Here is a 24,805-nt window from a genome sequence, read left to right as displayed (position 1 = left end):
AATGAAGTTTAAGTTTCTATATTCAATTATAAATACAATAAGGTATGAAAAGCGATGTACCTTATGTCATATACCATTTGTGCAAACTAATCATTCTATTAAAATACAACAACCAAAAATAAATAACAGTTTAAATAAAAAGAAAAAACTTTGTTTACAGTGCAGATATCTATTACAACCACGCACAAAAGGTTATTGCCCATCATGTGGAGAACTTAATAAAGATAAACAGTCACCTATTACTCCTTGTAATAATTGTCTTAAAAATCCACCAAGCTGGGAACATTTCTATTTTTTAAATGCCTATGAAGGCGAGTATAAAAAACTTCTTATCCAATCTAAATTTAAAGGGAATCCAAGTATCACTCAACTATTAGGGATACTACTTGCTGAATGTTGCTTAAAACTTCCTACTCCAGATGCTATTATTCCTATGCCATTACATCCTTCTCGATTACACAAAAGAGGTTTTAATCAATGCCAAGAGTTAGCTAGGCCTGTTTCTTATGCTTTAAAAAGGCCACTTAGGCATGACCTCTTAAGTCGTGTTATACCTACATCCCATCAAACAGGGTTATCACAGACACAACGTCTTCTTAACATTAAAAACGCATTCCAAGCAGATCCAGGTGTAAAAGGATTACGTATTCTACTTATTGATGATATAATGACTACAGGAACAACTCTACAACAAGCTACAAAAGCTTTATTAAAACAGCATACTCAAGCTATTGATGTTTGTATAATTGCAAGAACACCTTCTTTATCCCTTAAAAAAGTTTAACTCTTTTCTGATAAGCTCCACTGAGAGAATGGAAATTGTACTAAATTACTATTATAATATCGGGGATCATTACTTACTTCTTGTCCAACCCATGAAGGTAGTATAATAGATTGATCCTTTATTTTAAGCTCTACTTCAGCAATAATAAGTCCTTTATTTTCATCTAAAAATTCATCTATAACCCATTGAATACCTTCATAAAAAACAGTATATCTATGCTTAGAAATGAATGGCTTTTTACAAAGATTGTTAAGTAAATAGAGTGCGTCATCCATAGGGATAGGATATTCAAATTCGCATCGGCTAATCCCTTCTATCTGTTTTTTAATAGTTAAATAGCTTTTTACCCCTTCTATACGTACACGCACAACACATGGAGAGGTCTGTATATAACCCTGTTTAAATAATACTGCAGAATTATTGCACTTCCAGTCATCACCTATCACTAAAAATTTTCGCTCTATCTCAAGATACATATCTCTTTTCATCCACTACAATGAAGGTAGCTGTGAAACTATTAATAAGATTAGAAATAAAAACCCCAATTAATGGGGTTTTTTATTTATTATGCTATACTAAAATTTTTAATTAGCTTGTTTCTGAATAAAAATCGGAATATCTTGCTCATTACCATCAAAAACAAAATTCTCATGCCCTGGGTTATGAGTATCCTTCTTATTGTTGTCACCATGGTGAGTTCTATCATATTCCTCTTTTGAAGACTGGGCTCCCTGTTTTCCAAGTAATGCTCTGAGATACGTTGGAATACTATAATTTACCCCTGTATCTTCTGTAAAAATTTCACTATGATCTCCTTGAGTTTTATAGTCCATCTCTATAGGATTTGTTAATAACCTTGGAGTTCTATACCGTGGTTTTTCAGATGCCAAATTATGTTTTATTGCTTCAGGTTTAAATGATGTTGTGTTTGTAATATGGCTAGACTTTCTAAAAGATGGCATAGCTGCCTTTGAAGATGTTGAACCTTGCATTTTCACACCAACCTGAGATTCAATTCCTGTTGCTATAACTGTAATACGAATTTCATCACCAGCCTCTTCATCAAAAGCTGTACCTATAATGATATTAGTATCTCCAGATCCCTGTGCTGCCTCATGGATGTAATTAGCTGCATCGCTATATTCATCAATTCCAAGTTCAGTTGTGGCAGTAATATTAATGAGAATTGCTTTAGCACCTGTAATAGAGACATCTTCTAGAAGAGGACTTGTAATAGCTCGACGGGCTGCCTCTATAGCTCTTCCTTCTCCTGAAGCAAAACCTGTTCCCATCATAGCAAGACCAGAGACACTCATTATTGTACGAACATCAGCAAAGTCTACATTAATTATACCTGGGACTGTGATCAAATCTGATATCCCACGTACTGCACTATATAAAACATCATCAGCACATTTAAGCATATCTGTAAGCTTAGCATTTTTAGGAGCAATTGTAAGCAGACGATCATTAGGGATTGTAATAAGACTATCAACATACTCACGTAACTGGCTTATACCATAGTCTGCTGAACGGGAACGTTTGTGCCCCTCAAAAACAAAAGGTTTAGTAACAACACCAACAGTAAGTGCTCCCATTTCTTTAGCAGCTTGAGCCACAATAGGAGCTGCACCTGTACCAGTTCCACCTCCCATTCCTGCTGTTACAAAAACCATATCGGACTCACCAATAGCTTCCTTAATGACGCCAATACTTTCAAGTGCTGCATCTCGTCCTACTGCAGGCTCAGCACCAGCACCAAGGCCTTTAGTAAGCTTCTCTCCTATTTGAAGTTTGATATCTGCTTTTGAACGAGCAAGTGCTTGAGCATCTGTATTTGCACAAATAAAAGTAACACCCCTTAAAGAGGATTCTATCATATTCTGTACAGCATTACCTCCGCCACCCCCAACACCAATAACTTTTATTTTAGCTTGAGGAACCATTGTATCAAAAAGCATTTCCATTATATCCCTCCACTTTTAACAGGGGATAGTTGTTAAAAGATAGTTACTATTTTACGAAATTTCAGCAAACCACTTTCGCATACGTGATAATATTGAGTTAAATATTGTGTGCTCAGTACGAATACGAAATCTTTGCTCCATCCCTTCTTTTTCTGCACCAAAATGAAGTAATCCCATAGCAGTAGCAAATTTAGGGCTATTTACCATATCTTTCAGCCCACCAACATTTCTTGGATATCCTATACGAGTTGGCAAGTTAAAAATTTGTTCTCCTAACTCTTGACAGCCTTGAATAAGGGCTGTTCCACCTGTAAGAACTACGCCTGCTCCTATCATATTTTTAAAGCCAGAACGCACTATCTCTTGATCAATAAGTGTAAGAATCTCTTCCATTCTAGGCTCACAAATTTCAGCTAATACTTGACGTGATAATCTTCGGGGCTCACGCCCGCCTACACTAGGGACTTCGATATATTCATCAGATTGAATAATATCAGCAAGAACACATCCATATTTTATTTTAATTTTTTCTGCAGCAGCTACTGGTGTTCTTAATCCAAACGCTATATCATTTGTAAGATTTTGGCCACCAAGTGGAAGCACCCCTGTATATTTTGTTGAATCATTTGCAAAAATGGCAATGTCACTTGTACCACCACCAAGATCAATAAGTGCTACGCCTATTTCTCGCTCTTCTTCTGTTAAAACAGACTTAGAAGATGCTAATGGCTCAAGAACAATATCAGAAACATCTAAACCACTTTTATGACAAGAGCGTACAATATTTTGAGCAGAAGTTACAGCACCAGTAACAATATGAACTTTTACTTCAAGACGCACACCAGCCATACCTAATGGGTCTATAATACCTCTCTGATCATCAATAATATATTCTTGTGGTAAGGTATGAATTACTTCTCGATCTAAAGGGATTGCTACAGCTTTTGCTGCATCAAGAGCACGATCAATATCTCTTTGAGATACTTCTCCACCTTTAACTGCAATAACACCATGACTGTTAAAACCTTTAATGTGGCTTCCAGCAATTCCAGCATATACTGAGCGAATTTCACAACCAGCCATCAACTCAGCTTCTTCAAGAGCCTTTTTAATGGACTGGACTGTCTGTTCTATATTAACGACTACACCTTTACGAAGACCATTAGAAGGGCTTGTACCTATACCAATAACATCGACACTCCCGTCCCCAGACAGTTCACCAACGACAGCACAAATCTTTGTTGTACCTATATCAAGACCAACAATTAATTCGGACTGAGGCATGTCTACTTCCTTAAATAAATTAAACCAAAGTTAATAATGATCGACTTATAACAACAAAAACTATTGAGTATTTTTTTTTAAATAATATTATACAAGTAGTATTATTTGTTATGATTCATACAAACCCATATAACTTTATTGCTACATCATATTTTCTTAGAAAAGTCTAGATAAACTTTAATACTCTATACAGTTAAAAATTTTTTTCTTGAGAAACCCAAACACCTGTTGCTACTGCTGTTACAGATCTGGTTTGTTTTAATTCCCCTCTACAAGCTAAGTCCGACAAAACTAAACACAACTTTTGTAAATTCTCTTTCCATGCCTGAGGTTCAAAACTTAACACAATATCATAATTTTCAAGGAGTATTTCAATGCCACTAGCTGAACTTAAACGTACTGATGAAATTGTACCTACATCTATTATTGAATTTGAAGATTCCAAAAAAACAATTAAATCTTTAAGTATTGGCAAAAATTTTTCCCCACCTTCCATAACCTCAAGTGTTGGCAAAGATTTAAAGTTATCTGTATCTAATGGCGTTATTATTCTTCCAACACTATCTGCATAATAAATAATATCATCTTTAAGGATCCAAAAGCTAGGTTCATATTCTTTAATAAAAATATCAAAAATTCCGGGTAACCTTCTTTTTACAGATACTTTTTCTACCCATGGGTTACTACTTAATATTTTTTCTATCTTCCCAATGTTGACAGAAAAACTATTTATACCAGTTTGAAGATTTGTATACTTAAGTATGTCACTCCTATGGAAAAAAGAAGCTCCATATATATTAATTCGTTCTATACAGAAAAAATTACTTGTTGTTATCAAGCGATAAAGATGTAATCCACTAAAATAAAATAATATTAAAGCGATAATTCCAATAAAACACCAGCAACTCCATGTAACAATAGATCCAAATCTAATATTCTCATTACTAATATGTAGGGAGGGATAAGAAGCTATCCTACTATTATAATTGTTAGCTTTGTATCTTCTCTTATCTTTTAACATGACCATACCTTTACTTCTGTTTGAAGTATGATGTTAAAAGATTTTTGAACTTCTTGCTTAGCATCTTGAACAAGTTCAAATGCTATTTTACTGTTTTTACTCCCTTCATTAATTAAAAAATTTGCATGAATAGATGAAAAACCAATTCCATCTTTCCCTTTTCCTTTAAATCCTACTTGCTCTAGTAATTTTCCTGCTGATAATCCATCATTAGGATTTTTAAAAATACACCCTGCACTTCTTGCTTGTACAGGTTGAACAGATGTTTTTTTTGCAACATTTTCTCTAATTACCTCAATAATCTGCTGTTTTTGCTTATACTTTAACTTAACAGTGGCAGTTATAATAATAAATTCCCCTGGTTCTTCATCAATAGAAAACTTTCTATATGCATATTGTATTTCATCATTTTTCAATATTTTCATACCATTATTGAAAGAAAAAATCTCTAACTCATAAATACATTCTCCAATAGAAAGCCCATAAGAACCTGCATTACCAGCAACAGCGCCTCCAATAGTTCCAGGAATTCCTGCTAAGTTCTCCATTCCAGATAAACCTTCTTTACAGCACCAAGCTAAAAAACGTGCTAACCCCATTGCTGCACAAACTTTTACAAAAACAACTCCTTGTTCATCTATATATGTAACTATTGGATCATGAAGAATTTTGCTACGGATAAGAACAAATGGCAGACTCCCATCACTAGCAAGAATATTACTACCACCACCAAGAATATGAGGTTTACCTCCTATCTTATAAATCTGATGGGGTAACTGCTCTAACGCTTTTTTTTCAAAGACATCAATTAATGCTATAGCATTCCCACCAAGCCTCAATGTAGTGAGTGTTGATAAATCAGGTGATGTAGTAATTTGTAGCATGTTCTACCATCCTAGTATATTATACATACAGCTAACAAGTTAAAAACTTTGGACCAATCGTCGTTATTGTTCCTGCTCCCAAAGTAATCAGCACATCTCCTGCACACAACACGTGAGGTAATGCATGGAAAACAGCGTCTATATCTGGATAATATGTAACATCTATTTTAGAAATTTGTTGAATACCTTGTGCTAAATTTTGACTATTTATTCCAGGAATAGGCTTCTCTAAAGCTGGATAAATTTCTGTTAATAATAACTTATCTACAGTAGAAAGAACTTGGCAAAACTCACCAAATAAAGCTTGGGTCCTAGAAAAACGATGTGGTTGAAAAGCAACAACAATACGTCGATCAGGAAAAACTTTTCGAGCTGTTTCTAATGTAGCTGCGACCTCTATAGGATGATGTCCATAATCATCAATAACAGTAATTCCATTCTTTTCCCCTTTATATTCAAAACGTCTTCCTACCCCTTTAAAGTTAGCAAGTCCCTCAATACAACATTTGGGTGAAATACCTACTTCTAATGCTACACCTATTGCAGCTAATGCATTAAGAATATTATGTTTCCCCGGTTGGGTAAGTATAACTTCCCCAAGACACTCTCCATGGGCTATGACTTTAAACCTATTTATTATTCCACATTCAATAATTTCAGCCCAAATATGATTAGATGACTCAAAACCATAGGTTATAACCTGACGATTCACTCTAGGTAATACACGTTGAACACCAGGATCATCTCCACAAACAACATTCATGCCATAAAAAGGAACATTATTCATAAAAGTTACAAAAGCATGTTCAATTTCTTCAAAACTTCTGTAATAATCCAAATGATCAAGATCTATATTTGTTACTACATTAATAATAGGTAACAATAAAAGAAAAGAACCATCTGATTCATCGGCCTCAGCAATAAGATATTGTCCTTGTCCTAATCTTGCATTAGCACCATAAGCATTAAGTACACCACCAATAACAACTGTAGGATCAAAACCTGCTGTATCAAAAACTGTTGCAGTAAGAGAAGTTGTTGTTGTTTTACCATGTGTACCTGCAATAGCCACTCCCTTACGTAACCGCATAAGCTCTGTCAACATTTCAGCTCGTGGAATAACAGGAATACCATGTTGGCGTGCTAACTGTATTTCAGGATTATCTTCTGTAACAGCACTAGATTTTACAACAACGCTGATATCTCCTAAATTTTCTGCCTGGTGCCCAATAGAAATAATAGCTCCTAGTTTGCGTAGCCTGTGGATAATATGGGATTCCATAATATCTGAGCCATGTACTTCATAGCCAAGATTTAATAAAATCTCTGCTATTCCACTCATACCAGAACCACCAATTCCAACCATATAAATACTTTTTATTTTACTATTCATTTCATTGCATTAGCTGATAAAAGATCAATAATTTCATTTGCTACACATGTAGCTGCATCTATACGTCCATGTTTATGTGCAGCTAAAGCCATATTAACTAACGTTACTCTATCGTTAAATAATGCTATAATTTTTTCAATCACATCAACCTCTACTACATTTTTTTCTGGAATAAGGACTGCCGCACCTACTCTTACAAGAAATTGAGCATTATACGTTTGATGATCATGAGTAGCATAAGGAAAAGGAATCAATATAGATGGCTTCCCTACTGCAGCCAACTCAGCAATGGTTGTTGCCCCTGCTCGACATAAAACAAGATCTGACCACTGATATGCTTCAGCCATATCATCAATAAAAGGAGTAACCTGAGAATTTGTTCTACCATATAATGCATATCCTTCTTTCACTCTTTCCCAATCATGCACCCCTGTTTGATGACGAATAACAATCCTATTTGAAAACAATCGACTTAATCCATCAACGACAATAGAATTAATAGCTATTGCACCTAAGCTTCCACCTAATACAAGTAAATGTCTAGTAGAGGAGTTTTTTGTATCTTCAAATTTATAATGTAAATCAACAATAGATTGACGAATAGGATTTCCTGTATACCTAACCTTACTTTTTTTAGTAAAAATATGTAACGTATCTGGCACAGATAAAAATACTCTGTCCGCTAATCGAGCTAACATTCGGTTAGCTAATCCTGGCCTAACATTTTGTTCATGAATAGCAGTAGGAATACGTTTCAATTTAGCAGCAACTAATGGAGCAAATGATGCATATGAACCAAAACCAACGACAATATCAGGCATACATTTCTGAAGAATCTTTCTAGCTTTGACTATAGCTTTTATCATACTGTATAATGCAGAGAAAGCTTTCCACTTTCTTCCAAGCACACCTCTGACAGGAAGCCCATAAAAAGGAATATTAAATGTTTTTACCATCTCTGCTTCTGGCCCATATTGAGATCCTATAAAAAATAGATCTGCTTTATCATGAAACTGCTCTGCTACAGCAAGTGCAGGATATACATGCCCACCTGTACCTCCAGTAGTAATTGCTATCCGGTATTTCATAACACTAACGACCAATTCGAGAAAAATTTAATAAAAGACCAACACAGCACATTGTTGCTAATAAGCTGCTTCCTCCGTAACTTAAAAATGGCATAGCAACTCCCTTAGGAGGAGCCATACCCATTATCACAGCAAGATTTAATATACATCCTAATGCAATAACTAATGTTACAGCAAAAGCAGAGAGACGATCCCTTAGTTCTCTTTGTTTCACTACTATTAAGTAACTACGTACAAAAAACAAAAATAATAATGCCATTACAATGGTAATACCTAGAAAACCAAGCTCTTCACCTATTACTGACATAATAAAATCATTATGTGCCTCAGGGAGGTAAAACATCTTTTGATTACTCCCACCTATACCTGCTCCCCAGAATCCTCCAGAACCTAATGCATATAAAGACTGTATCAGTTGATATCCTGTATTTTGCGCATCTTGAAAAGGGTTAAGAAATGCTGCAAGACGTCGTGCTCTATATGGTGAATGCCATACCAAAGCAGCAGCTATTGTACACGACATAGCTATCGATAAAAAAAGATAAATAAACCTTGTTCCACCAACAAGACACATAAAAAATAAAATCATAATTAGAATCATTGCACCACCAAAGTCTGGTTGTACAAGTAACATAATAGCCAAAATAAGTGTTACAGCAAACGGTGGGATGACGCCTTTACTAAATGTTTTTACAAGTTCTTGTTTTGTACTCATAAAATATGCAAGATACAGTGCTAATGCTATTTTCGTAAATTCAAGAGGCTGAATAGAAAATAACCCTAAAGAAATCCATCGCCTTGCTCCATTTACTTTTGCTCCTAATGGAGTAATCGTCAAAAATAATAAACCAATAATTACAAACAAAAATGGATATTGGAGTTTGTAAATCAATGAGCGTGGTATAACTGCCATAACCCATAATAAAATTCCGCTAATAATGGTAAATAAACATTGTCTTTTAAAAAAGTAATACTTATCTCCTGTAAGACGCTCTGCTACCATCCCACTTGCTGATAACACCATAATCAGCCCTATACATAAAAGAATCAAAACAACAGTCAGTAACAACCAATCATATGATGCTATATCACTGATATCATCTTTATGTCGATTAGATCCTGATAATCTTCTATGTTGTCTAACAATGCTCATTCAACACCTCATGAACAATTCGCTTAAAGTCATTACCTCTTTCAATATAGTTCATGTACTGATCAAAACTTGAAGTAGCAGGAGCTAGTAATATAACTTCACCATTATGTGCTAAGTTTGAAAGACGTTTTACAGCTTGTTCTAATGTGTTATCCCAGGTTATTGGGATAATATCTCCCCAAGCATCTTCAAAATATTCTCGACTATTACCAAACAGCCCAACTATACGAACTTGTTTTTTTATAATTGGACGTAATGATGTTAGATCTCCCCCCTTAAACCTACCTCCAGCTAAAAGGAGTATTGGTTGCTTAAAAGATTCAAGCGCTGCACGAAGTGCTTCAACTGTTGTTCCTTTAGAATCATTTACATACAAAACACCATTTAAAAGCCTTACCTGTTCAAGCCTATGCTCTAATGGTTCAAAAGTTGTTACAACCTTTTTTGCTATCTCCTCTGTAACACCTAGTTCTTTACAAGCTAGCCAAGCTGCTTCTGCATTCTCAAGATTATGGACTCCTAATAATCGACTTGTAGAAAAATTTCCTAAATCTCTATAAAAAACTACTCGAGCTTTCAAATTATATGAATCTACTAGTGCTTCCATCCCTGGCTTAAGAATAGCAAGATCGCTTTCACATTGATTTTTACATATATTCAACTTTGCAGAAATATATTCATCCATATTTCTATGGTAATCCAAATGATTTATAGAAATATTAGAACATATAGCTATATCAGGACGAAATAGTGAACATGTCTGAAGTTGAAAACTTGAAAGTTCTAAAACAACAACACTTACTTTCTTTTTACACAAAACATATTCTGATAGTGGAGTTCCAATATTACCACCAACAAAAACACTTATACCTTGTTCTACCAACATTGCTGCACATAAACTTGCTATAGTTGTTTTCCCATTGGTCCCTGTTATGGCAATGACTTTTTCATTAGACAACTGATACCATGCTAGTTCTGTCTCAGATAACACTTGAATAGTATTCAAAAAATGTGGCTTAAGTAAATTAAGAGGGACTCCTGGGCTAGGAATAACGATATCTATATCTTCAAACTGTTTTGGACAATGTTCTCCAAACATAACCTCACAATTTGTTTGTTTAATCCAATCCATAAAGGTTTTAGATACGTTTTCTCTAGTTTTATCTACTATACGTATAGAAGCACCAAGAGAATGTAATAATCTTGCAGCTGCCATTCCTGAACGCCCAGTTCCAACAACAGCTACTTTATATAATGGCCATTCATTTTGAGCTAAAGATATACAACAATTGTTAGCTATAGAAAGCATATTTATTCCTATGTTACCTAAGCTTAAGTGCAGAAAGAGCTATTAACCCAAAAGTAATAGATATAATCCAAAAACGAATAATAATTTTCGACTCTGGAATACCCTTTAATTCAAAATGATGATGTAATGGGGCCATTCGAAAAATTCTTTTTCCACCTGTCCACTTAAAGTATCCAACCTGAACAATAACTGAAAGTGTTTCCAATACAAAAAGAGCTCCAACAATAAGTAATAGAAGTTCTTGTTTGCAAAGTACTGCTAAAAACCCTAAAACTCCCCCAAGTCCAAGTGAACCAACATCTCCCATAAATATTTGTGCTGGATATGCATTAAACCATAAAAAACCAAGTCCTGCTCCAATAAGTGCGCCACAAAAAACTGCAACTTCACCAACACCAGCAATATAGTCAACTTGTAAGTATTGAGAAAACTTTACGTTACCTGTTACATAAATATATACAGAAAGAACAAAGATAGACACAATCACAGGAGCAATGGCAAGGCCATCTAATCCATCTGTAAGATTTACTGCATTAGAGGCTCCAACCATAACTAATATTGCAAATGGAACATAAAAATAACCAAAATCTGGATGTAAAGATTTAAAAAATGGAAATGCTAACTTTGTAGAATAAGCAGGTTCTGACACTAAAAATAACATAGCAATACCTGCTACAACAACTTGGGCTAACAATTTTACTTTTGCTGAAAAACCTTTATTTTGATGATGTAAAATCTTTATATAATCATCAAGAAAGCCAATAAAAGAAAAACCTATAAAAACTAATAGCGTTAACCAAACATAAATATTTGTTAAATCACTCCAAAGAATAGTACTACATAGCGAACTGAAACATATAAGAACTCCTCCCATAGTGGGAGTTCCTGTCTTTGACTTATGGATCTTTACATCTTCGTGAATTTGTTGTTTAAAGTTTATACGTTGTAACCAACGAATAAAATAAGGTCCAAGTAATATGCTTAAAATTAAAGCTGTAATTAAAGACCAAACAGAACGAAATGTAATATACTTAAAAACATTTAATATAGTATAGTCTGAACTTAAAGGGAACAGTATATTATACAACATTATTTTGTTCCTACTAGTTTCATAAATACGTCTACAAATACTTCCATTTTATTAGAACGAGAACCTTTAAACACAATGATCCCTTCATCTAACCTATGCTTCAAAAATAGTGATTGGAACTCTTGTTCTGTAGATATTTTTTCTAAGATACCTTTAAAGCCACCTCCTTTTAGACCTATAAGAACATTGTCTATCATGCCACCTTTCCAAAAAATTATACTAGCTCCTGTTTGTGCCAGTTTCTTACCAATCTTTTCATGCTCTGCTTCAGAGGAATCTCCAAGCTCAAGCATTTCACCAAGGACATATACAAGAGGCTTTTTTTCGTCTGAAAGTTTATATGTTGACTCTATTACTGCATTCATAGACAAAGGATTTGCATTATAACTATCATCGATACACAGCCAGTTACCATGAGTGAAACAAGAAAATCTATTCTGAGGTAATATTGCTTGGAACAATTGCTGTTTAATAGAATCACTTGATACACCTAACTTATGAGCTATGGTTGCGGATGCAAGGACACTTTCCATACCAAAATTACCTAAAAAGGGAGAGGTTACATCTACTATATCATCATCAAGCCATAATCGATAAGTACCATATCCATTTTCGACAATACCTGTATACTTACTATAATAGCGACATTGATTGTCTAGTACTGAAAAAAATAAACTACCTGAACGAAGTTCCTTTACCTCTTTAACAAGATCAGGATAGTCCAAACTTACAATTCCTAATCCTTCATCTTTCATATATCGAAGAAGTTGTGCCTTATGATAAGCAACACCTTGTTTGTTCAACCCACTAAGATGACCAGGCCCTACATTTATTATAAGAGCAATATCAGGTGTTAATATAGTTCCTAATTCTTCCATGTCCTGAGGATTGCTTATACCAACCTCCATAACCCAAAAGTCTTCATCTCCTTGAGCTGCTAAAATAGAAAAAGACATTCCAATTTGAGTATTAAAATTTAAATAGTTTTTAGCAACTTTTCCTTTTGATGTAAGAAGTTGAGCAACTAACTCTTTAACTGTTGTTTTACCTGCTGTCCCAGTAATTCCAATAACTTTGGCTTTTGTCATCTTCCGAGCAGCTTGTGCTAATACTTTAAGTCCGTTCAATGTGTCTGGAACCAATATTACTGGTACAGGCACTTCTCCTTCAAAAGGATTATGACTAGCAAGTATTGCAGATGCGCCTTCCTCTACAGCTTTTAAAACAAAGTTATGGCCATCAGTAATGTTTCCAGAAATACATATAAATAGTGAATTAGTAGTAATAGCTCTACTATCTATACTTACCCCATCTATATAGGAGTTATATCCAGTAGTCGGGGCTACAAGTGTACCTCCTGTAACGCTAAGGATAGTATCTAAGCTTAATCGCATCCTAAAATTTTCCGTATCACACTTTGATCACTAAAGGGATATTTCATAAATCCTATTTGTTGTGTACATTCATGGCCTTTTCCTGCAACAAGTAATGCATCTCCAGGTGAAACTAATTCTATAGCTTGACGAATTGCTTTCTCTCTATCTGGTTCTGTAATAATTTGTTTAGCTTTTTTGAGGCCTGGTAAAACATCTGCCATAATTAACTCTGGGTCTTCATTCCGTGGATTATCTGATGTTAACACTGCTACATCAGATAGTTTTGCAACAGCTTTCCCCATTAATGGACGTTTTGCTTTATCTCTATTACCACCACAACCAAAAACTGTTATAATTCGCTTAAAACCAACATCACGTAAGGCAGAAAGTACATTTATAAGTGCATCTGGAGTATGGGCATAATCTACAAAAATATCTAATTGTTTTTTATTAACTATTCTTTCAAGACGGCCAGGAACACCTGTAAACTTTTCAAAACAACAGAAATCCTCAGGAGCTAAACCCAATTGGAGACTTATTGCTTGTACAGCCAACAAGTTTTCAGCATTATGTACTCCAACTAAAGGTGTACAAAGTTCCCAAACCTTATCTTTAAAACTCATCTGCAGATGTAAGCCGGCTCTAGAAGAAGAAAGTATTTTCCCAAATAAATAATTTGAAACTTGTGTTGGTTTGTTTTTAAAACCAAACCCTATTATCTCTGGGACAAGTTTTGCTAATTTCCTCCCCCATTGATTATCCATTGATGCTACCATTATTTTATTTTTAGATGGGTATTCAAAAAAAAGTCTTGCTTTAGCATGAAAATACTCTTTCATGTCTTTATGATAATCTAAATGATCTTGAGTTAAGTTTGTAAAAATAACCCCTTTAAAACTAATACCTGCTATTCGCCTTTGATCTAAAGCATGAGAAGAAACTTCCATAAACACAATTTCTGTCTTATCTACCTGCATCTGTGCAAGCATTGCATGTAAGTCTAAGCATTGAGGGGTAGTAAGTGGTGCTTCTTTAGAAAATCCAGGCCAGCGATAAGCAATTGTCCCAATGACACCTGTCCTGTTTCCTTTTGCCCTAAAAAGATACTCTAAAAGATAAGTAATTGTTGTTTTACCATTTGTTCCAGTAACTCCAATTATTGGCATGGATAGATTTCCTGTATTATAAAAAATCCTAGCTAACCTCCCTAAAGTATATCTAGGATCATCCACAACAATAGGTATTGCACTACCACAATACTCTACCTCATTATGGCGACAAACAATATATGCTGCGCCTCTAGAAACAGCATCTGGAATAAAAAGCCCACCATCAACACTGCTACCTGGAAGTGCAACAAAAACACACCCTTTCTCAACTTTACGTGAGTCTATACAGATTAGCATATGTTTTTTCTCTAGTTCGGACTCAAGGGCTTTAAGAGGATATCTATTCATTTTATTTCTCCGAAACCCAAAGGATACACTTCTTATCTAATAAATGTTGTTTGATTAAATGAGTTCCGGCTTCTGGCTCTTGTTTTATTACAACAATACCATTACCTTTAACTTCTGGAACAAGACCTTGCCCAGCAAAAAGTTCAATAGCTTTACGAATAGATTTTCCTACAACATCAGGAATTTTTAATGATGTAGCGTACTCAATTGGATCTTTTCTATCTATTTTTTGACGAACTTCTAATGTATTAGAACAGCTTTTTTCTTTTTTGTTAGTTCTAACTAATGAAGAAACCTTATTAGAACTAATTTTTTCTTCCTCTTTTGTTACAACTTGATATTGAAGACTTTCAGGAGAACCTACATAAGCCATAACTTTAGTAGCTATCTTACGAAACACTGGAGCTGCAATAACTCCACCATATTTTTTTGTTATTGGTTCATCTATAACAACCATAATCAAATAATGAGGGTCTTCAGCAGGGAAAAGGCCAACAAAAGAGGCTATACGTTCTTGACCATACTTGCCTGTTTTATCAACCTTTTGAGCTGTACCTGTTTTTCCGGCTATAGAAACTCCAGATATAGCAGCTCGCTTTCCTGTCCCTGACTCTACTACTTGCCGCATCATTGTAAGTACTTCGCTACTTATATCTTCAGAAAAAATACGCTGCTCAGAAACTTTTTTCAAAGGAGTCTTAAAAAGACTTATTGGTTTGTATATACCATGAGTTGCAATTGTTAAAAAACCCTGTGTAAGCTGAAGTGCGTTAGTAGATAAACTCTGTCCAAAAGCAGTAGAAATGAGATCGGCTTCACTCCACTCACGAGGACGACGTAAAATACCTTTATTTTCAATAATGTTAAGTCCAGTAGGCTGTCCAAACCCTAATTTAGTAAGATAATAGTAAAACTTTTGTGAACCAAGCTCTAAAGAAATCTTTCCACAACCAATATTACTAGAGTGACTTAAAATTTTTGTTACAGAAAGTTCTTTTTGTGGTGTACCATCATCACGAATGACAACATTTTTAATTTTCCAAACTCCACCTTCACAATTAAATAATGTATCTTTTGTAACAATACCTTCTTGAAGAGCTGCAGCAATCAAAAAAGGTTTAAATGTTGACCCAGGTTCAAATGCATCTAAAGCTAACCGATTTCTATACTCACTAGGTTTATATTGACGATATGCATTAGGATTAAAAAAAGGATATTGTGACCAAGCTAATATCTCGCTTGATTTAACATCTACAATAAGAACCCCACCCCATTTTGCCCCAACCTCGCTGACAGCCTGTGCTATAGCATCTTCAGCAATAGACTGTATTTGTAAATCTATTGTAAGCTGTAACTCTCTAGTACTATTGTGTAATTCTTCTCCATTATTGATATAAAACCTTCTTCCTGAAGCATCTCTCATCACAAGCTGCTTTGTTGAAAAACTACTGAGATAATCATTAAATGAATGCTCAAGACCTTCAAGGCCATTTCCATCAACTCCAACAAAGCCAAGGAGCTGGCCAGCAACATGTTTATATGGATAAACTCTTTCATATTCTTTTAATAACATAACTCCAGGAATCTTCATTTGATTAATAGCTATAGCTGTAGCATCATCAATATGGCGAGAAATCCATACAAACCGATTTTGCTTTTGGAGTAATTTTCTTATGGTTTCTTCTGATAAGTGAAGACAGTTTGAAAGCTTTATTGCAGTACTTTCTATGTCTTTTATGGAAAAAGGATCTGCATAAACAGAATAACATTGTATGCTTTTTGCTAGAATTCTTCCATTCCTATCTACAATATTTCCTCTTGGAGTAGATACTGTTTCTAAGGCAATATGTTGACGTCTGGCCTTTTCTGAAAAAAAAGTACCTTTCCATAGTTGGATGTAAGCTGATCGACACCATAATCCACACCAAACAATACAAAAAAGAATAGCTACAATTTGAAACCTAAAAGCATTCCACTTATCTATCCTAAAAGAAAAATATTTTCCTCTTACTTTTTTCCTAGAAGTAGTCCAAGTAAACTTATGATATTTATTTTGTCGATGTGATAATCCTAAATAACTCATAATCTTTACCTGACTCTATAAATTTAGCTATACTAAAACTAGTAAAACAATAAAATATACAATTTGAGATCCATACAGCCTATCTATAATTACTTCTCAAATACTTCTATAACTTTCTATAATAACCATTTTTATATAATTACTGTATAGTTAGTCTTCTGATTTGTTTGGAATCTGCCTCATGCATTCCAACACTCTCTGCTCTTTGTTTAAGCTCAAATGGAGCAAGCAAACGTTCTCTTTCTACTTCTAGTTTACTTTTAAAAACTACACGACTATTCAGCTCATTTTGTAGTTGTTTTATAGTGTAAGCTAAGTCTGTATGCTCAATGCTTATCCATACAAGACCTAACCCCATCCCTATACTTAATAAAATAGAAAACGTTAACCATAAAACCCAACTAAGAGAAAATGGTCGAGAAGTTAGTTTATTATTTTTTGAAATTAAATTTCTTTGGTTTCTTTGCATTATAATAAATCTTTGATTGAAAAATTATTTAACTCTTCAAAGCAACACTTTTTCTGCTACACGTAACTTTGCACTTCTAGAACGAATATTTTCTGATATTTCTTTTTCTGAAGGACGAATAGGCTTCTTTGTAATAAGTATGGCTTCAGGTTTATGAAAGCATTTGCAAACCGGGACATATGGTGGACAGATACAACTTCTTGTCCATGACTTCATATACTGTTTTACAATTCTATCTTCTAATGAGTGGAAAGAAATCACAGCAACTCTTCCACCTGGTGCTATCCAACCCATAATCATATTTAAAAATTTTTCTAACTCATTAAGCTCACTATTTACCACTATACGAAAAGCTTGAAACGTTTTTGTTGCTGGATGATGACGAGACTTAGCACGCCATGCTGCTGGGTAAGCTTGTTCTATAAGATCGGCTAACTCCTTTGTGGTTGTAATAGGCTTAGTCCTTCGTTTTTGTACAATGGCTTTAGCAATTCTATTTGCTTGTGGTTCTTCACCATATCGAGAAATAATATCTTTTAAGTATTCTTGTCGACTTTTATTAACTATCTCAAACAGTGAGTTATTATTAGCATCTTGATCCATTCTCATATCCAATGGACCATCATATAAAAAACTAAACCCTCTTTCTGCATTGTCTAATTGCAAAGAAGAAACACCTATATCAATGAGAGCTCCATCTAATAATTTCCAACCAAGAGCCTTTAATATTAGAGGAAAAGAACTATACTTAGTATGAACTAAATGCACCCTTTTCTTAAAAGGCTTTAACGTCATTTCTGCAATGGCGAGTGCTTTTTTGTCTTGATCTAATCCACAAAGTTCAGCGCCATCTCCTGCAGACTGTAAAATAGCAAATGAATGCCCCCCTAAACCAACTGTTCCATCTAAATATCTTCCTTTTGCATGAGGCTTAAGCATTGCTATTGTTTCTTCAAGCATAACTGGCTGATGCATAGTCTACCTTTTATTCAGAAAAAATATTAATAATACAATTAAAGGCTGTCGATATACATCTTGTTATTTGTTATAAAGGAAAATCAATTCCACTTTCTACAAGTTCATCAGCCACATCATCAAAATCTTGCTCAAGAACTGCTTTAAATCTGTTTTGATCCCATATTTCAAAATGCTCACCCTGGCCTAATACAACAATTTCATGATCCAACTTTGCATATTCTATATGTGCTCGAGAAATTCTTACACGACCTTGAAGATCAAGTGATTGCTTTTCTGCTCCACCAAGAAAAAGTCGACGAAAATCACGTAGTTTTTTTGAACTGTTTCTTAACTTAGAAAACTTTTCTTCTATTTCTTTCCATTGAGGCTCAGGGTAACCTACAATACAATTATCATAAGTAGTCAGTACAAAAGAACCCTCACTAGAATACTCTTCTAGAGTTTCACGATATCCTGGAGGAAGAATAACCCTCCCCTTAGAATCAATATTTCTATATGACTGACCTCGAAACTGCATGATCTACCTTTGATCTTATTGAAAAAGACAGAATCTATATCAAATAGAAAAAATACTTTTAACCACCTATCTCCACTTATCTCCATTTATTTCCACTTTTGTTTTATTTTATATATTCTGTCAAGAGGTCACTATCTGAAATTTATATAAAGTATATTTAAAATATCTTGACACATAATGATGCTACGATAACAATATAAAAATTATGAAAACTAAAATAATTGCTACTATTGGTCCTGCTTCTAATTCAAAGGAAACTCTCTCTCAACTTATTCAAGCTGGAGTGAGTATTTTTCGCCTTAACTTCTCACACGGAGATAGTTCTGCCTTTATAGAACTTATTTCAACAATTAGAGAGTTAGAACATATTCATCAAATACCAATTACAATTATGCAAGACTTATCAGGACCTAAAATACGTATAGGTGCACTCCCTGGTGATGTTGCATTAAACGTATCTAAAGGTGATGTGTTATGTCTTGGTCCAGAAGATAAAAGAACAAATGATTATCCCTATATTCCCTTTGATCATAAAGCAATCCTAAGCGACCTAGTTGTTAATGATATACTCATACTTGCGGATGGAACACTTCAATTTCAAGTTAAAGAACAAAATTCCAATGGAACATTCCTTCTTATTGCACAAGAAGATGGTATTATTACTTCACGAAAAGGTTTAGCTCTTCCAGGAAAGTCAATAAAAGTTCCAGCAATTACAGAAAAAGACCAAAAAGATCTTTCTGATGGTCTTAAGCTTGGAGTAGATGCTGTTGCCATTTCATTTGTTCAATCTGCTGAAGATATTATTGAAGCAAAACGTATTATTAAAGCCAATGGATATGATATACCTGTAATAGCAAAACTTGAACGTCGTAATGCTATTGAACATCTTGAAGAAATTCTTAAAGAAGTCGATATTATCATGGTTGCTCGAGGGGATTTAGGTATTGAATGTCCTTTACCAGAACTCCCAGCAATTCAAAAACGTATTATCCGTGCTTGCAATAAAGCATCAAAACCTGTTATTGTAGCTACCCAAATGCTTCTTTCCATGGTATCAAACCCTACACCAACAAGGGCAGAAATAACCGATGTTGCAAATGCTGTTCTTGATGGTGCTGATTGTGTTATGCTTTCTGAAGAAACAGCTATGGGTAATCATCCAGTAGAAACAGTAGGCTTTATGAGAGATATTACGACAAAAGCAGAAGAGCTTATGATAGAAACACGTCATCTAAAAGAACCTGAAGCAGAAAAAAGTGCAGAAGAATTTTTAGCATATGCCGCATGTCTTCTTGCTGAAAAATCGTTAGCAAAAGCTATTGTTACACATACAATGACAGGAACAGCAGCTAGACATGTATCTACATGTAGACCATCTCAGCCTATTTATGCCCTTACACCATCAAGAACTTCACTTAAAGGACTTAATTTTTCTTGGGGTGTACTCCCCCAATATCTATCGGCATCTTCTGAGGGAGATCTCCTTAGGACTGAAAATTTTATCATGCAAAACCCTACCTTTGCCATAGGAGAAGATATTATTATTACAGCTGGACAATCTGCTCCACATACAGTTCAACCAAGAGGTACAAACTTTATAAAAATTTTCAGGAAATAACCTATGGTAAGCAGTAGACAGTCTAAAGCAACTGTCCCAGAAAATATTGCTGAAGAGTATTATCAAATATCTCATGAAATTCTTTCTAGTTTTCCTAAATATCGTCCACCAGTAGATCTCTTCCAGTTTCGTGAAGATATCCTAAAACTCTATCCATACAGTCGTAAAGGATGTCGTCTAACAAATGAACAAATAGAAGAAATTCAAATACTTTGTAATGAAGGACGACTTTTTGTTTCTCGTACAGATCACCCTATTTACTCTGAACATATTGTAAAACAGGTTGATCTTGTCTTACTAGACTCAAATCTTAAGGAAGCAGAGGCAGCTGATATCTTTATAAGAGCATTAGATATGCGACTATTAGACTTTATTGGGCAGCCAGTATTACCTGTTTTTGAAAAACTCTATAACGATTTAATGGTATTTACTGAATTCCTTTGGCAAGATAAACACAGAATTAAACTCTTTATGCGTCGGCTTTATACAGAACATACTCTTTCTCACCACTCTCTTAATACATTATTTATAGGTCTGTGGCTTCTACAGACTACACATGAAGATAAACTCATACGAAGAGAATGGGATCGATCAGCATTGGGACTTATTTTACATGACATAGGAATGAGTAAAATACCTTCTTTTATTCTTGAAAAAGCTACACCCCTTAAAAGTGAAGAAAAAGAAAAAATTTTACTACATACACTTGCTGGTGTAAAAATTCTCCAAAAGTTGAATCTTGGATTTAATGAAATAACTCAAGCAGTTATGGAACATCAAGAACGTCTTGATGGATCAGGATATCCAAACAAACTTAAAGAAACACATTTAAGTAAATTTGGTAAACTTTGTGCTGTGGCAGACTCTTTTGCAGCAATGATAAGTAATCGACCATATGCACAAGCAATACCACCTAAAGCAGCTGCACAACTACTTGCCAATGATAAAGAACGTTATGATAGTACATTTACTGTACCTTTATTAAATGCATATCTCACAGGAGCACTAGAAAGCAAACTTAGACAAGAGCATTCTAATAACGCATAATATTTCTAATTATTACCTTGTGGCATTTTATTGTGTAAAACGAGAAAGATCTCTTGAAACTTCATATGTTCGTAGCTCTGATGCAGCCATTCGCCCAAATACACTTTCTGGCTCACGACGAACAATTTCATCTAATAATTGTTTCCACTTACTCAAATCTCCCATCTTTCTATAAAGTCGTGCTTTACGAAATAATAGTCCTGCATAATCAGGAGAAGTTTCTGGAACAAATGCTGCATATTGATCTGCCCATTCTAAAGATTCAACAAAACGGTTGGCAACTTCAGTAACATCCATAAGTGCTGCAAGAGATTCACGTACACGTTCAGGATCTGCTTTATCTGAGCGCTCTTCCTGTAATGTAACAAATAGTTTTAATGTATTTAGGTTTAACTTATATGCTGCATTCAAATCTCTACGTCGCTCAGCATCCCTTGCCATAAAATAATTTGCATAAGCTTTTTGGTATAAAGGAATATCTTCACGTTGATATAGCCTCTCCCAAAGAGGTAAGGCTTTATTCCCTAACCCAAGATTTTCTGAAGCAATAGCTAGTGCATAATCTAATTGAGCACGTGCAGATACAGGAAACTTCCAACTAGAAACTTTTTCACCAAGTTTCAAAATGTTAGTCCAGTCTTCTTTTCTTAAATAATGAGCAAGATAAAGGTTATAAACATAATCACCATAATTTGGATCTTGTGGTGACTCTAAAAACTGATTAAGTAGATCCATACCCTTCTCTTCATCACCTCTATTTAAATATGCCCTGGCTAAAGCTACACGTAACTCGTCAGTCATATCTTTATACGCTATCTGCAAATAAGGATATTTTTCCCATAAGGAAAGAATCCGTTCATAATTCTCTTCTTGTAGTGCTAATGCAAAAGACTGGTCAAAACCTCGTGCAATAATTTCCTCTGCTCTTGGAGCATAGGGAGATTCAGGATATTTATCCAAAAACTGTTGAGCCATTGTCATAGCTGTAGGAATGTCTCTATGCCAAAGTTTCCATGCAGCTAAACGGATTGCTGCTTGTTGTGCTTCTGGGCTATTAGGATATTCATCAAGAATCTTCTTATAGTAAATTTCAGGGATAGTAGAACTAGGATTTTCAAAAATAGTAACTAATTCTTGTATTGTTGGATTTTCTTTAATTACTTGCTCTTCGCCCAGAGCAAGTAAGGCCTTTGGCGCTGAGTCAGATTTAGGAAACTTCTTTAATAACTCTTCAAAAACGTCTTTACCACCCTGCATTAATCCCTTTTTAAAATAACTGGTACCAATTTTAAACAATGTATCATGGCTATCTTTTGCTTCTGGAACTAAATTATAGTATGTCCAATAAGCTTTAAGAGCATCATCTAAACGATTTTCTCTAGAATAAAGATCTCCAACCATTTTTAAATAATTTGGATCTTCAAGATATAATCGAGGCCATCGTCTATCTACAAAATCTACAAGAATAAGAGCTCGGCTATAATGTCCTTGTTTAAAAAGAGCTTCAGCCATAAAGCGTGATGCATCTTGAACTGCTTTACTTTCTGGATAATTATCTAAAATAAGTTGGAAAGTTTTTACAGCATCTGCATACTCTCCCTTTGAAAATTGATCTTTTCCTAATGCTAAATAGGCTTCTGGTATAAATTCACTCTGAGGAAATTTTCTTCGTAATGCTCCAAAATAACCAGCAGCTTCATCTTGATTTCCTATTCTAAGATTAACCATTCCAAGACGCATAAGGGCTTCAGCTACTCTTGGAGATCTTAGATTAAAATTCATAGCTTTATTAGTACTGGTTATGATAGGTTCATACCCTTCAATCCACCTATCTTTATAAATTTTTTCATTAAGTTCACTAAATAGATATAATACCTCTTCATGCTGTTCTTGGACTAGTGCATGGCCTTTTAAAGTAGCTAGTAAATCTTTAGCTTTTTGCACTTGTCCTGCTCTCATATTTTTTTTTGCTTCTTCAATAATAGCGGTTGTATCAGGTGGTTTCCCAACAGGGTTACCTTTTTCATCAACATATACAACCACTGGCTCTGAAACTGGTTTCTCTTCATTAGTTTTTGATAAAGGTTGAAGACTATCGCGAGTTTCAGGCTGCTGCATAAGCTTATTTTTATTTAGTACCTCTTCTAACTTATCCAATGTACTTAAAGCTTTTTCTTTAGGCCAAGCATCTGGTCCTTTGAAATTTAATTTTGAATGAATGCTATTTACAGTCTCTTCTATTGGTGCTTCAACAATAGGTGTTTCAGTAAGCTTTGATTGTACAGTACCCTCTGTGCTAGAAGAAGAATTTTCTAGTATATTAACTTTTTGATTGTTATTATTCTGGCTTTTTTCTAATTTCTCCTCTGTATTATCTTCCTGAGCTGGACTTTTTGCCTTTTTTGACCAACTATACTCATCTGATGCTAATTGTGATTTTTCTACTTTAGCTGTAAGCATAGTAAGTTCATCAACAGAAGGAGGAGGAACTGTTGGGACAGTTTCAATTTTTTCTTCTTTACTTATAGCCTCCTGATTTTCCTTTTTACTTACTTGCTGCTTATCTTTTGTATCTACTGGTAAAGTCCCTTTTACGTCCTGAGATTTTTTTACGTTATCCTTAGAAGTATCAGCTTTAATAGATTGCTTCTTTTCAGCTTTACCCTCCGAAGTTATCGATTCAGCAGGTGCTTTTGCTACTTGTTTTTGCTCTTGACTTAATGACGTCTTTTCCTGATCTTTATTCAACCGTTGTCCATTATTGGATACTTTTATCTGTTTAGAAATATTTTTAGGAACTTCAGGTAATGCTGATGATGCTCTAGAAGGAGCAGATGCAGGAGCTGGTACACCAAGGTTACGCCAACGATTTCCTAGAGGATCTGAAAAAACATCAATAATTAACTGATTAGGATTTGTAGAGGTTGTAATATAGCCAAATGCTGCATCTCTTAAATTTATATGGAGCTTTGAGCCATCTAACGATAAATCTGATACTAAACTTTCTGGGGAAGGAGAAGCTCCAATACGTGAAAGATCTTTTGCAGGTGTTGAAAGAGGAATTTCTAATTGGGTTGTACTAATACGAGAAGCTTTTTTACCTTGATTAGGTGTATCATATGAAATTATTATTCTTTCTCTCCCTGGGAGCATAGACCATTTCCATGAAACTGCCTCTACATATTCCACAGTAAATAAGATCATTCCTCCAGTAATCAAAAAAAATTGGAACAACCATGAGTAAATAAAAAACTTCACAAAACCATACCTGGTAAAAAAGTATC

20 protein-coding genes are annotated in these 24,805 nt (G+C 34.6%); 3 read left to right on the top strand and 17 right to left on the bottom strand.

The features are described 5' to 3' along the window. Position 1: 1 nt before the first annotated feature. A complete protein-coding gene (locus LI_RS06075; RefSeq protein WP_011527194.1) occupies positions 2-784 on the top strand; it encodes a ComF family protein in 783 nt (260 codons plus the stop codon). On the opposite strand, the gene LI_RS06070 is transcribed toward LI_RS06075, so the two are convergent. From LI_RS06070 to mraZ, 16 genes are all read right to left on the bottom strand, one after another. Further along, positions 781-1,260 (bottom strand): CYTH domain-containing protein, encoded by a 480-nt coding sequence (locus LI_RS06070; RefSeq protein WP_011527193.1) that lies wholly within the window; start codon positions 1,258-1,260, stop codon positions 781-783. The genes LI_RS06075 and LI_RS06070 overlap by 4 nt on opposite strands. A 108-nt stretch (positions 1,261-1,368) precedes the next feature. Continuing rightward, positions 1,369-2,751, bottom strand: coding sequence for a cell division protein FtsZ (gene ftsZ, locus LI_RS06065; protein WP_011527192.1), 1,383 nt, complete (start codon positions 2,749-2,751; stop codon positions 1,369-1,371). Between the two features lie 51 nt (positions 2,752-2,802). Then, positions 2,803-4,035: a cell division protein FtsA gene (gene ftsA / locus LI_RS06060; RefSeq protein WP_011527191.1), complete on the bottom strand. Its 1,233-nt coding sequence runs from the start codon at positions 4,033-4,035 to the stop codon at positions 2,803-2,805. A 193-nt stretch (positions 4,036-4,228) separates the two neighbouring features. Further along, entirely contained in the window at positions 4,229-5,056 is an 828-nt protein-coding gene (locus tag LI_RS06055) for a cell division protein FtsQ/DivIB (protein ID WP_011527190.1), read from the bottom strand. Continuing rightward, positions 5,050-5,940 (bottom strand): UDP-N-acetylmuramate dehydrogenase, encoded by an 891-nt coding sequence (murB, locus tag LI_RS06050; RefSeq protein WP_011527189.1) that lies wholly within the window; start codon positions 5,938-5,940, stop codon positions 5,050-5,052. Before murB ends, LI_RS06055 begins: the two co-directional genes overlap by 7 nt. A gap of 31 nt (positions 5,941-5,971) precedes the next feature. Beyond that, a complete protein-coding gene (gene murC, locus LI_RS06045; protein ID WP_011527188.1) occupies positions 5,972-7,333 on the bottom strand; it encodes a UDP-N-acetylmuramate--L-alanine ligase in 1,362 nt (453 codons plus the stop codon). Next, entirely contained in the window at positions 7,330-8,421 is a 1,092-nt protein-coding gene (gene murG / locus LI_RS06040; protein WP_011527187.1) for an undecaprenyldiphospho-muramoylpentapeptide beta-N-acetylglucosaminyltransferase, read from the bottom strand. Before murG ends, murC begins: the two co-directional genes overlap by 4 nt. A gap of 4 nt (positions 8,422-8,425) precedes the next feature. Beyond that, positions 8,426-9,574: a putative lipid II flippase FtsW gene (gene ftsW / locus LI_RS06035; RefSeq protein ID WP_011527186.1), complete on the bottom strand. Its 1,149-nt coding sequence runs from the start codon at positions 9,572-9,574 to the stop codon at positions 8,426-8,428. Beyond that, a complete protein-coding gene (gene murD / locus LI_RS06030) occupies positions 9,561-10,883 on the bottom strand; it encodes a UDP-N-acetylmuramoyl-L-alanine--D-glutamate ligase (protein ID WP_011527185.1) in 1,323 nt (440 codons plus the stop codon). The genes ftsW and murD overlap by 14 nt, the downstream gene beginning before the upstream one ends. 13 nt (positions 10,884-10,896) lie before the next feature. After that, a complete protein-coding gene (gene mraY / locus LI_RS06025; protein ID WP_011527184.1) occupies positions 10,897-11,973 on the bottom strand; it encodes a phospho-N-acetylmuramoyl-pentapeptide-transferase in 1,077 nt (358 codons plus the stop codon). Further along, positions 11,973-13,367, bottom strand: coding sequence for a UDP-N-acetylmuramoyl-tripeptide--D-alanyl-D-alanine ligase (locus tag LI_RS06020; protein WP_011527183.1), 1,395 nt, complete (start codon positions 13,365-13,367; stop codon positions 11,973-11,975). The genes mraY and LI_RS06020 overlap by 1 nt, the downstream gene beginning before the upstream one ends. Further along, positions 13,358-14,806, bottom strand: a complete 1,449-nt coding sequence (locus LI_RS06015) for a UDP-N-acetylmuramoyl-L-alanyl-D-glutamate--2,6-diaminopimelate ligase (RefSeq protein WP_011527182.1) — start codon at positions 14,804-14,806, stop codon at positions 13,358-13,360. Before LI_RS06015 ends, LI_RS06020 begins: the two co-directional genes overlap by 10 nt. A gap of 1 nt (position 14,807) precedes the next feature. Continuing rightward, positions 14,808-16,889: a penicillin-binding transpeptidase domain-containing protein gene (locus tag LI_RS06010; protein ID WP_011527181.1), complete on the bottom strand. Its 2,082-nt coding sequence runs from the start codon at positions 16,887-16,889 to the stop codon at positions 14,808-14,810. A 139-nt stretch (positions 16,890-17,028) separates the two neighbouring features. After that, complete coding sequence (locus LI_RS06005; protein WP_015353821.1) at positions 17,029-17,358, bottom strand: hypothetical protein; 330 nt, start codon at positions 17,356-17,358, stop codon at positions 17,029-17,031. 36 nt (positions 17,359-17,394) lie between these two features. Next, positions 17,395-18,333: a 16S rRNA (cytosine(1402)-N(4))-methyltransferase RsmH gene (gene rsmH, locus LI_RS06000; RefSeq protein WP_011527180.1), complete on the bottom strand. Its 939-nt coding sequence runs from the start codon at positions 18,331-18,333 to the stop codon at positions 17,395-17,397. A gap of 70 nt (positions 18,334-18,403) precedes the next feature. After that, positions 18,404-18,853: a division/cell wall cluster transcriptional repressor MraZ gene (gene mraZ, locus LI_RS05995; RefSeq protein WP_011527179.1), complete on the bottom strand. Its 450-nt coding sequence runs from the start codon at positions 18,851-18,853 to the stop codon at positions 18,404-18,406. Between the two features lie 205 nt (positions 18,854-19,058). Here mraZ and pyk point away from each other — a divergent pair, with 205 nt between their 5' ends. Further along, positions 19,059-20,474 carry a pyruvate kinase gene (gene pyk / locus LI_RS05990; protein WP_011527178.1) on the top strand — a complete coding sequence of 472 codons (1,416 nt, stop codon included), beginning with the start codon at positions 19,059-19,061 and terminating at the stop codon, positions 20,472-20,474. Positions 20,475-20,477: 3 nt separating this feature from the next. Next, a complete protein-coding gene (locus tag LI_RS05985) occupies positions 20,478-21,521 on the top strand; it encodes an HD-GYP domain-containing protein (RefSeq protein ID WP_011527177.1) in 1,044 nt (347 codons plus the stop codon). Between the two features lie 27 nt (positions 21,522-21,548). On the opposite strand, the gene LI_RS05980 is transcribed toward LI_RS05985, so the two are convergent. Further along, complete coding sequence (locus LI_RS05980) at positions 21,549-24,779, bottom strand: tetratricopeptide repeat protein (protein ID WP_011527176.1); 3,231 nt, start codon at positions 24,777-24,779, stop codon at positions 21,549-21,551. Between the last annotated feature and the right edge of the window lie 26 nt (positions 24,780-24,805).

It is taken from the genome of Lawsonia intracellularis PHE/MN1-00 (assembly GCF_000055945.1).
Lineage (GTDB): Bacteria > Desulfobacterota > Desulfovibrionia > Desulfovibrionales > Desulfovibrionaceae > Bilophila > Bilophila intracellularis.
This window is presented reverse-complemented; position numbering and strand designations above follow the sequence as displayed.

Coding starts and splice junctions, on each gene's coding strand:
- LI_RS06075 (WP_011527194.1), top strand. CDS start 2: ATGAAGTTTAAGTTTCTATATTCAATTATAAATACAATAAGGTATGAA.
- LI_RS06070 (WP_011527193.1), bottom strand. CDS start 1,260: ATGTATCTTGAGATAGAGCGAAAATTTTTAGTGATAGGTGATGACTGG.
- ftsZ (WP_011527192.1), bottom strand. CDS start 2,751: ATGGAAATGCTTTTTGATACAATGGTTCCTCAAGCTAAAATAAAAGTT.
- ftsA (WP_011527191.1), bottom strand. CDS start 4,035: ATGCCTCAGTCCGAATTAATTGTTGGTCTTGATATAGGTACAACAAAG.
- LI_RS06055 (WP_011527190.1), bottom strand. CDS start 5,056: ATGTTAAAAGATAAGAGAAGATACAAAGCTAACAATTATAATAGTAGG.
- murB (WP_011527189.1), bottom strand. CDS start 5,940: ATGCTACAAATTACTACATCACCTGATTTATCAACACTCACTACATTG.
- murC (WP_011527188.1), bottom strand. CDS start 7,333: ATGAATAGTAAAATAAAAAGTATTTATATGGTTGGAATTGGTGGTTCT.
- murG (WP_011527187.1), bottom strand. CDS start 8,421: ATGAAATACCGGATAGCAATTACTACTGGAGGTACAGGTGGGCATGTA.
- ftsW (WP_011527186.1), bottom strand. CDS start 9,574: ATGAGCATTGTTAGACAACATAGAAGATTATCAGGATCTAATCGACAT.
- murD (WP_011527185.1), bottom strand. CDS start 10,883: ATGCTTTCTATAGCTAACAATTGTTGTATATCTTTAGCTCAAAATGAA.
- mraY (WP_011527184.1), bottom strand. CDS start 11,973: ATGTTGTATAATATACTGTTCCCTTTAAGTTCAGACTATACTATATTA.
- LI_RS06020 (WP_011527183.1), bottom strand. CDS start 13,367: ATGCGATTAAGCTTAGATACTATCCTTAGCGTTACAGGAGGTACACTT.
- LI_RS06015 (WP_011527182.1), bottom strand. CDS start 14,806: ATGAATAGATATCCTCTTAAAGCCCTTGAGTCCGAACTAGAGAAAAAA.
- LI_RS06010 (WP_011527181.1), bottom strand. CDS start 16,889: ATGAGTTATTTAGGATTATCACATCGACAAAATAAATATCATAAGTTT.
- LI_RS06005 (WP_015353821.1), bottom strand. CDS start 17,358: ATGCAAAGAAACCAAAGAAATTTAATTTCAAAAAATAATAAACTAACT.
- rsmH (WP_011527180.1), bottom strand. CDS start 18,333: ATGCATCAGCCAGTTATGCTTGAAGAAACAATAGCAATGCTTAAGCCT.
- mraZ (WP_011527179.1), bottom strand. CDS start 18,853: ATGCAGTTTCGAGGTCAGTCATATAGAAATATTGATTCTAAGGGGAGG.
- pyk (WP_011527178.1), top strand. CDS start 19,059: ATGAAAACTAAAATAATTGCTACTATTGGTCCTGCTTCTAATTCAAAG.
- LI_RS05985 (WP_011527177.1), top strand. CDS start 20,478: ATGGTAAGCAGTAGACAGTCTAAAGCAACTGTCCCAGAAAATATTGCT.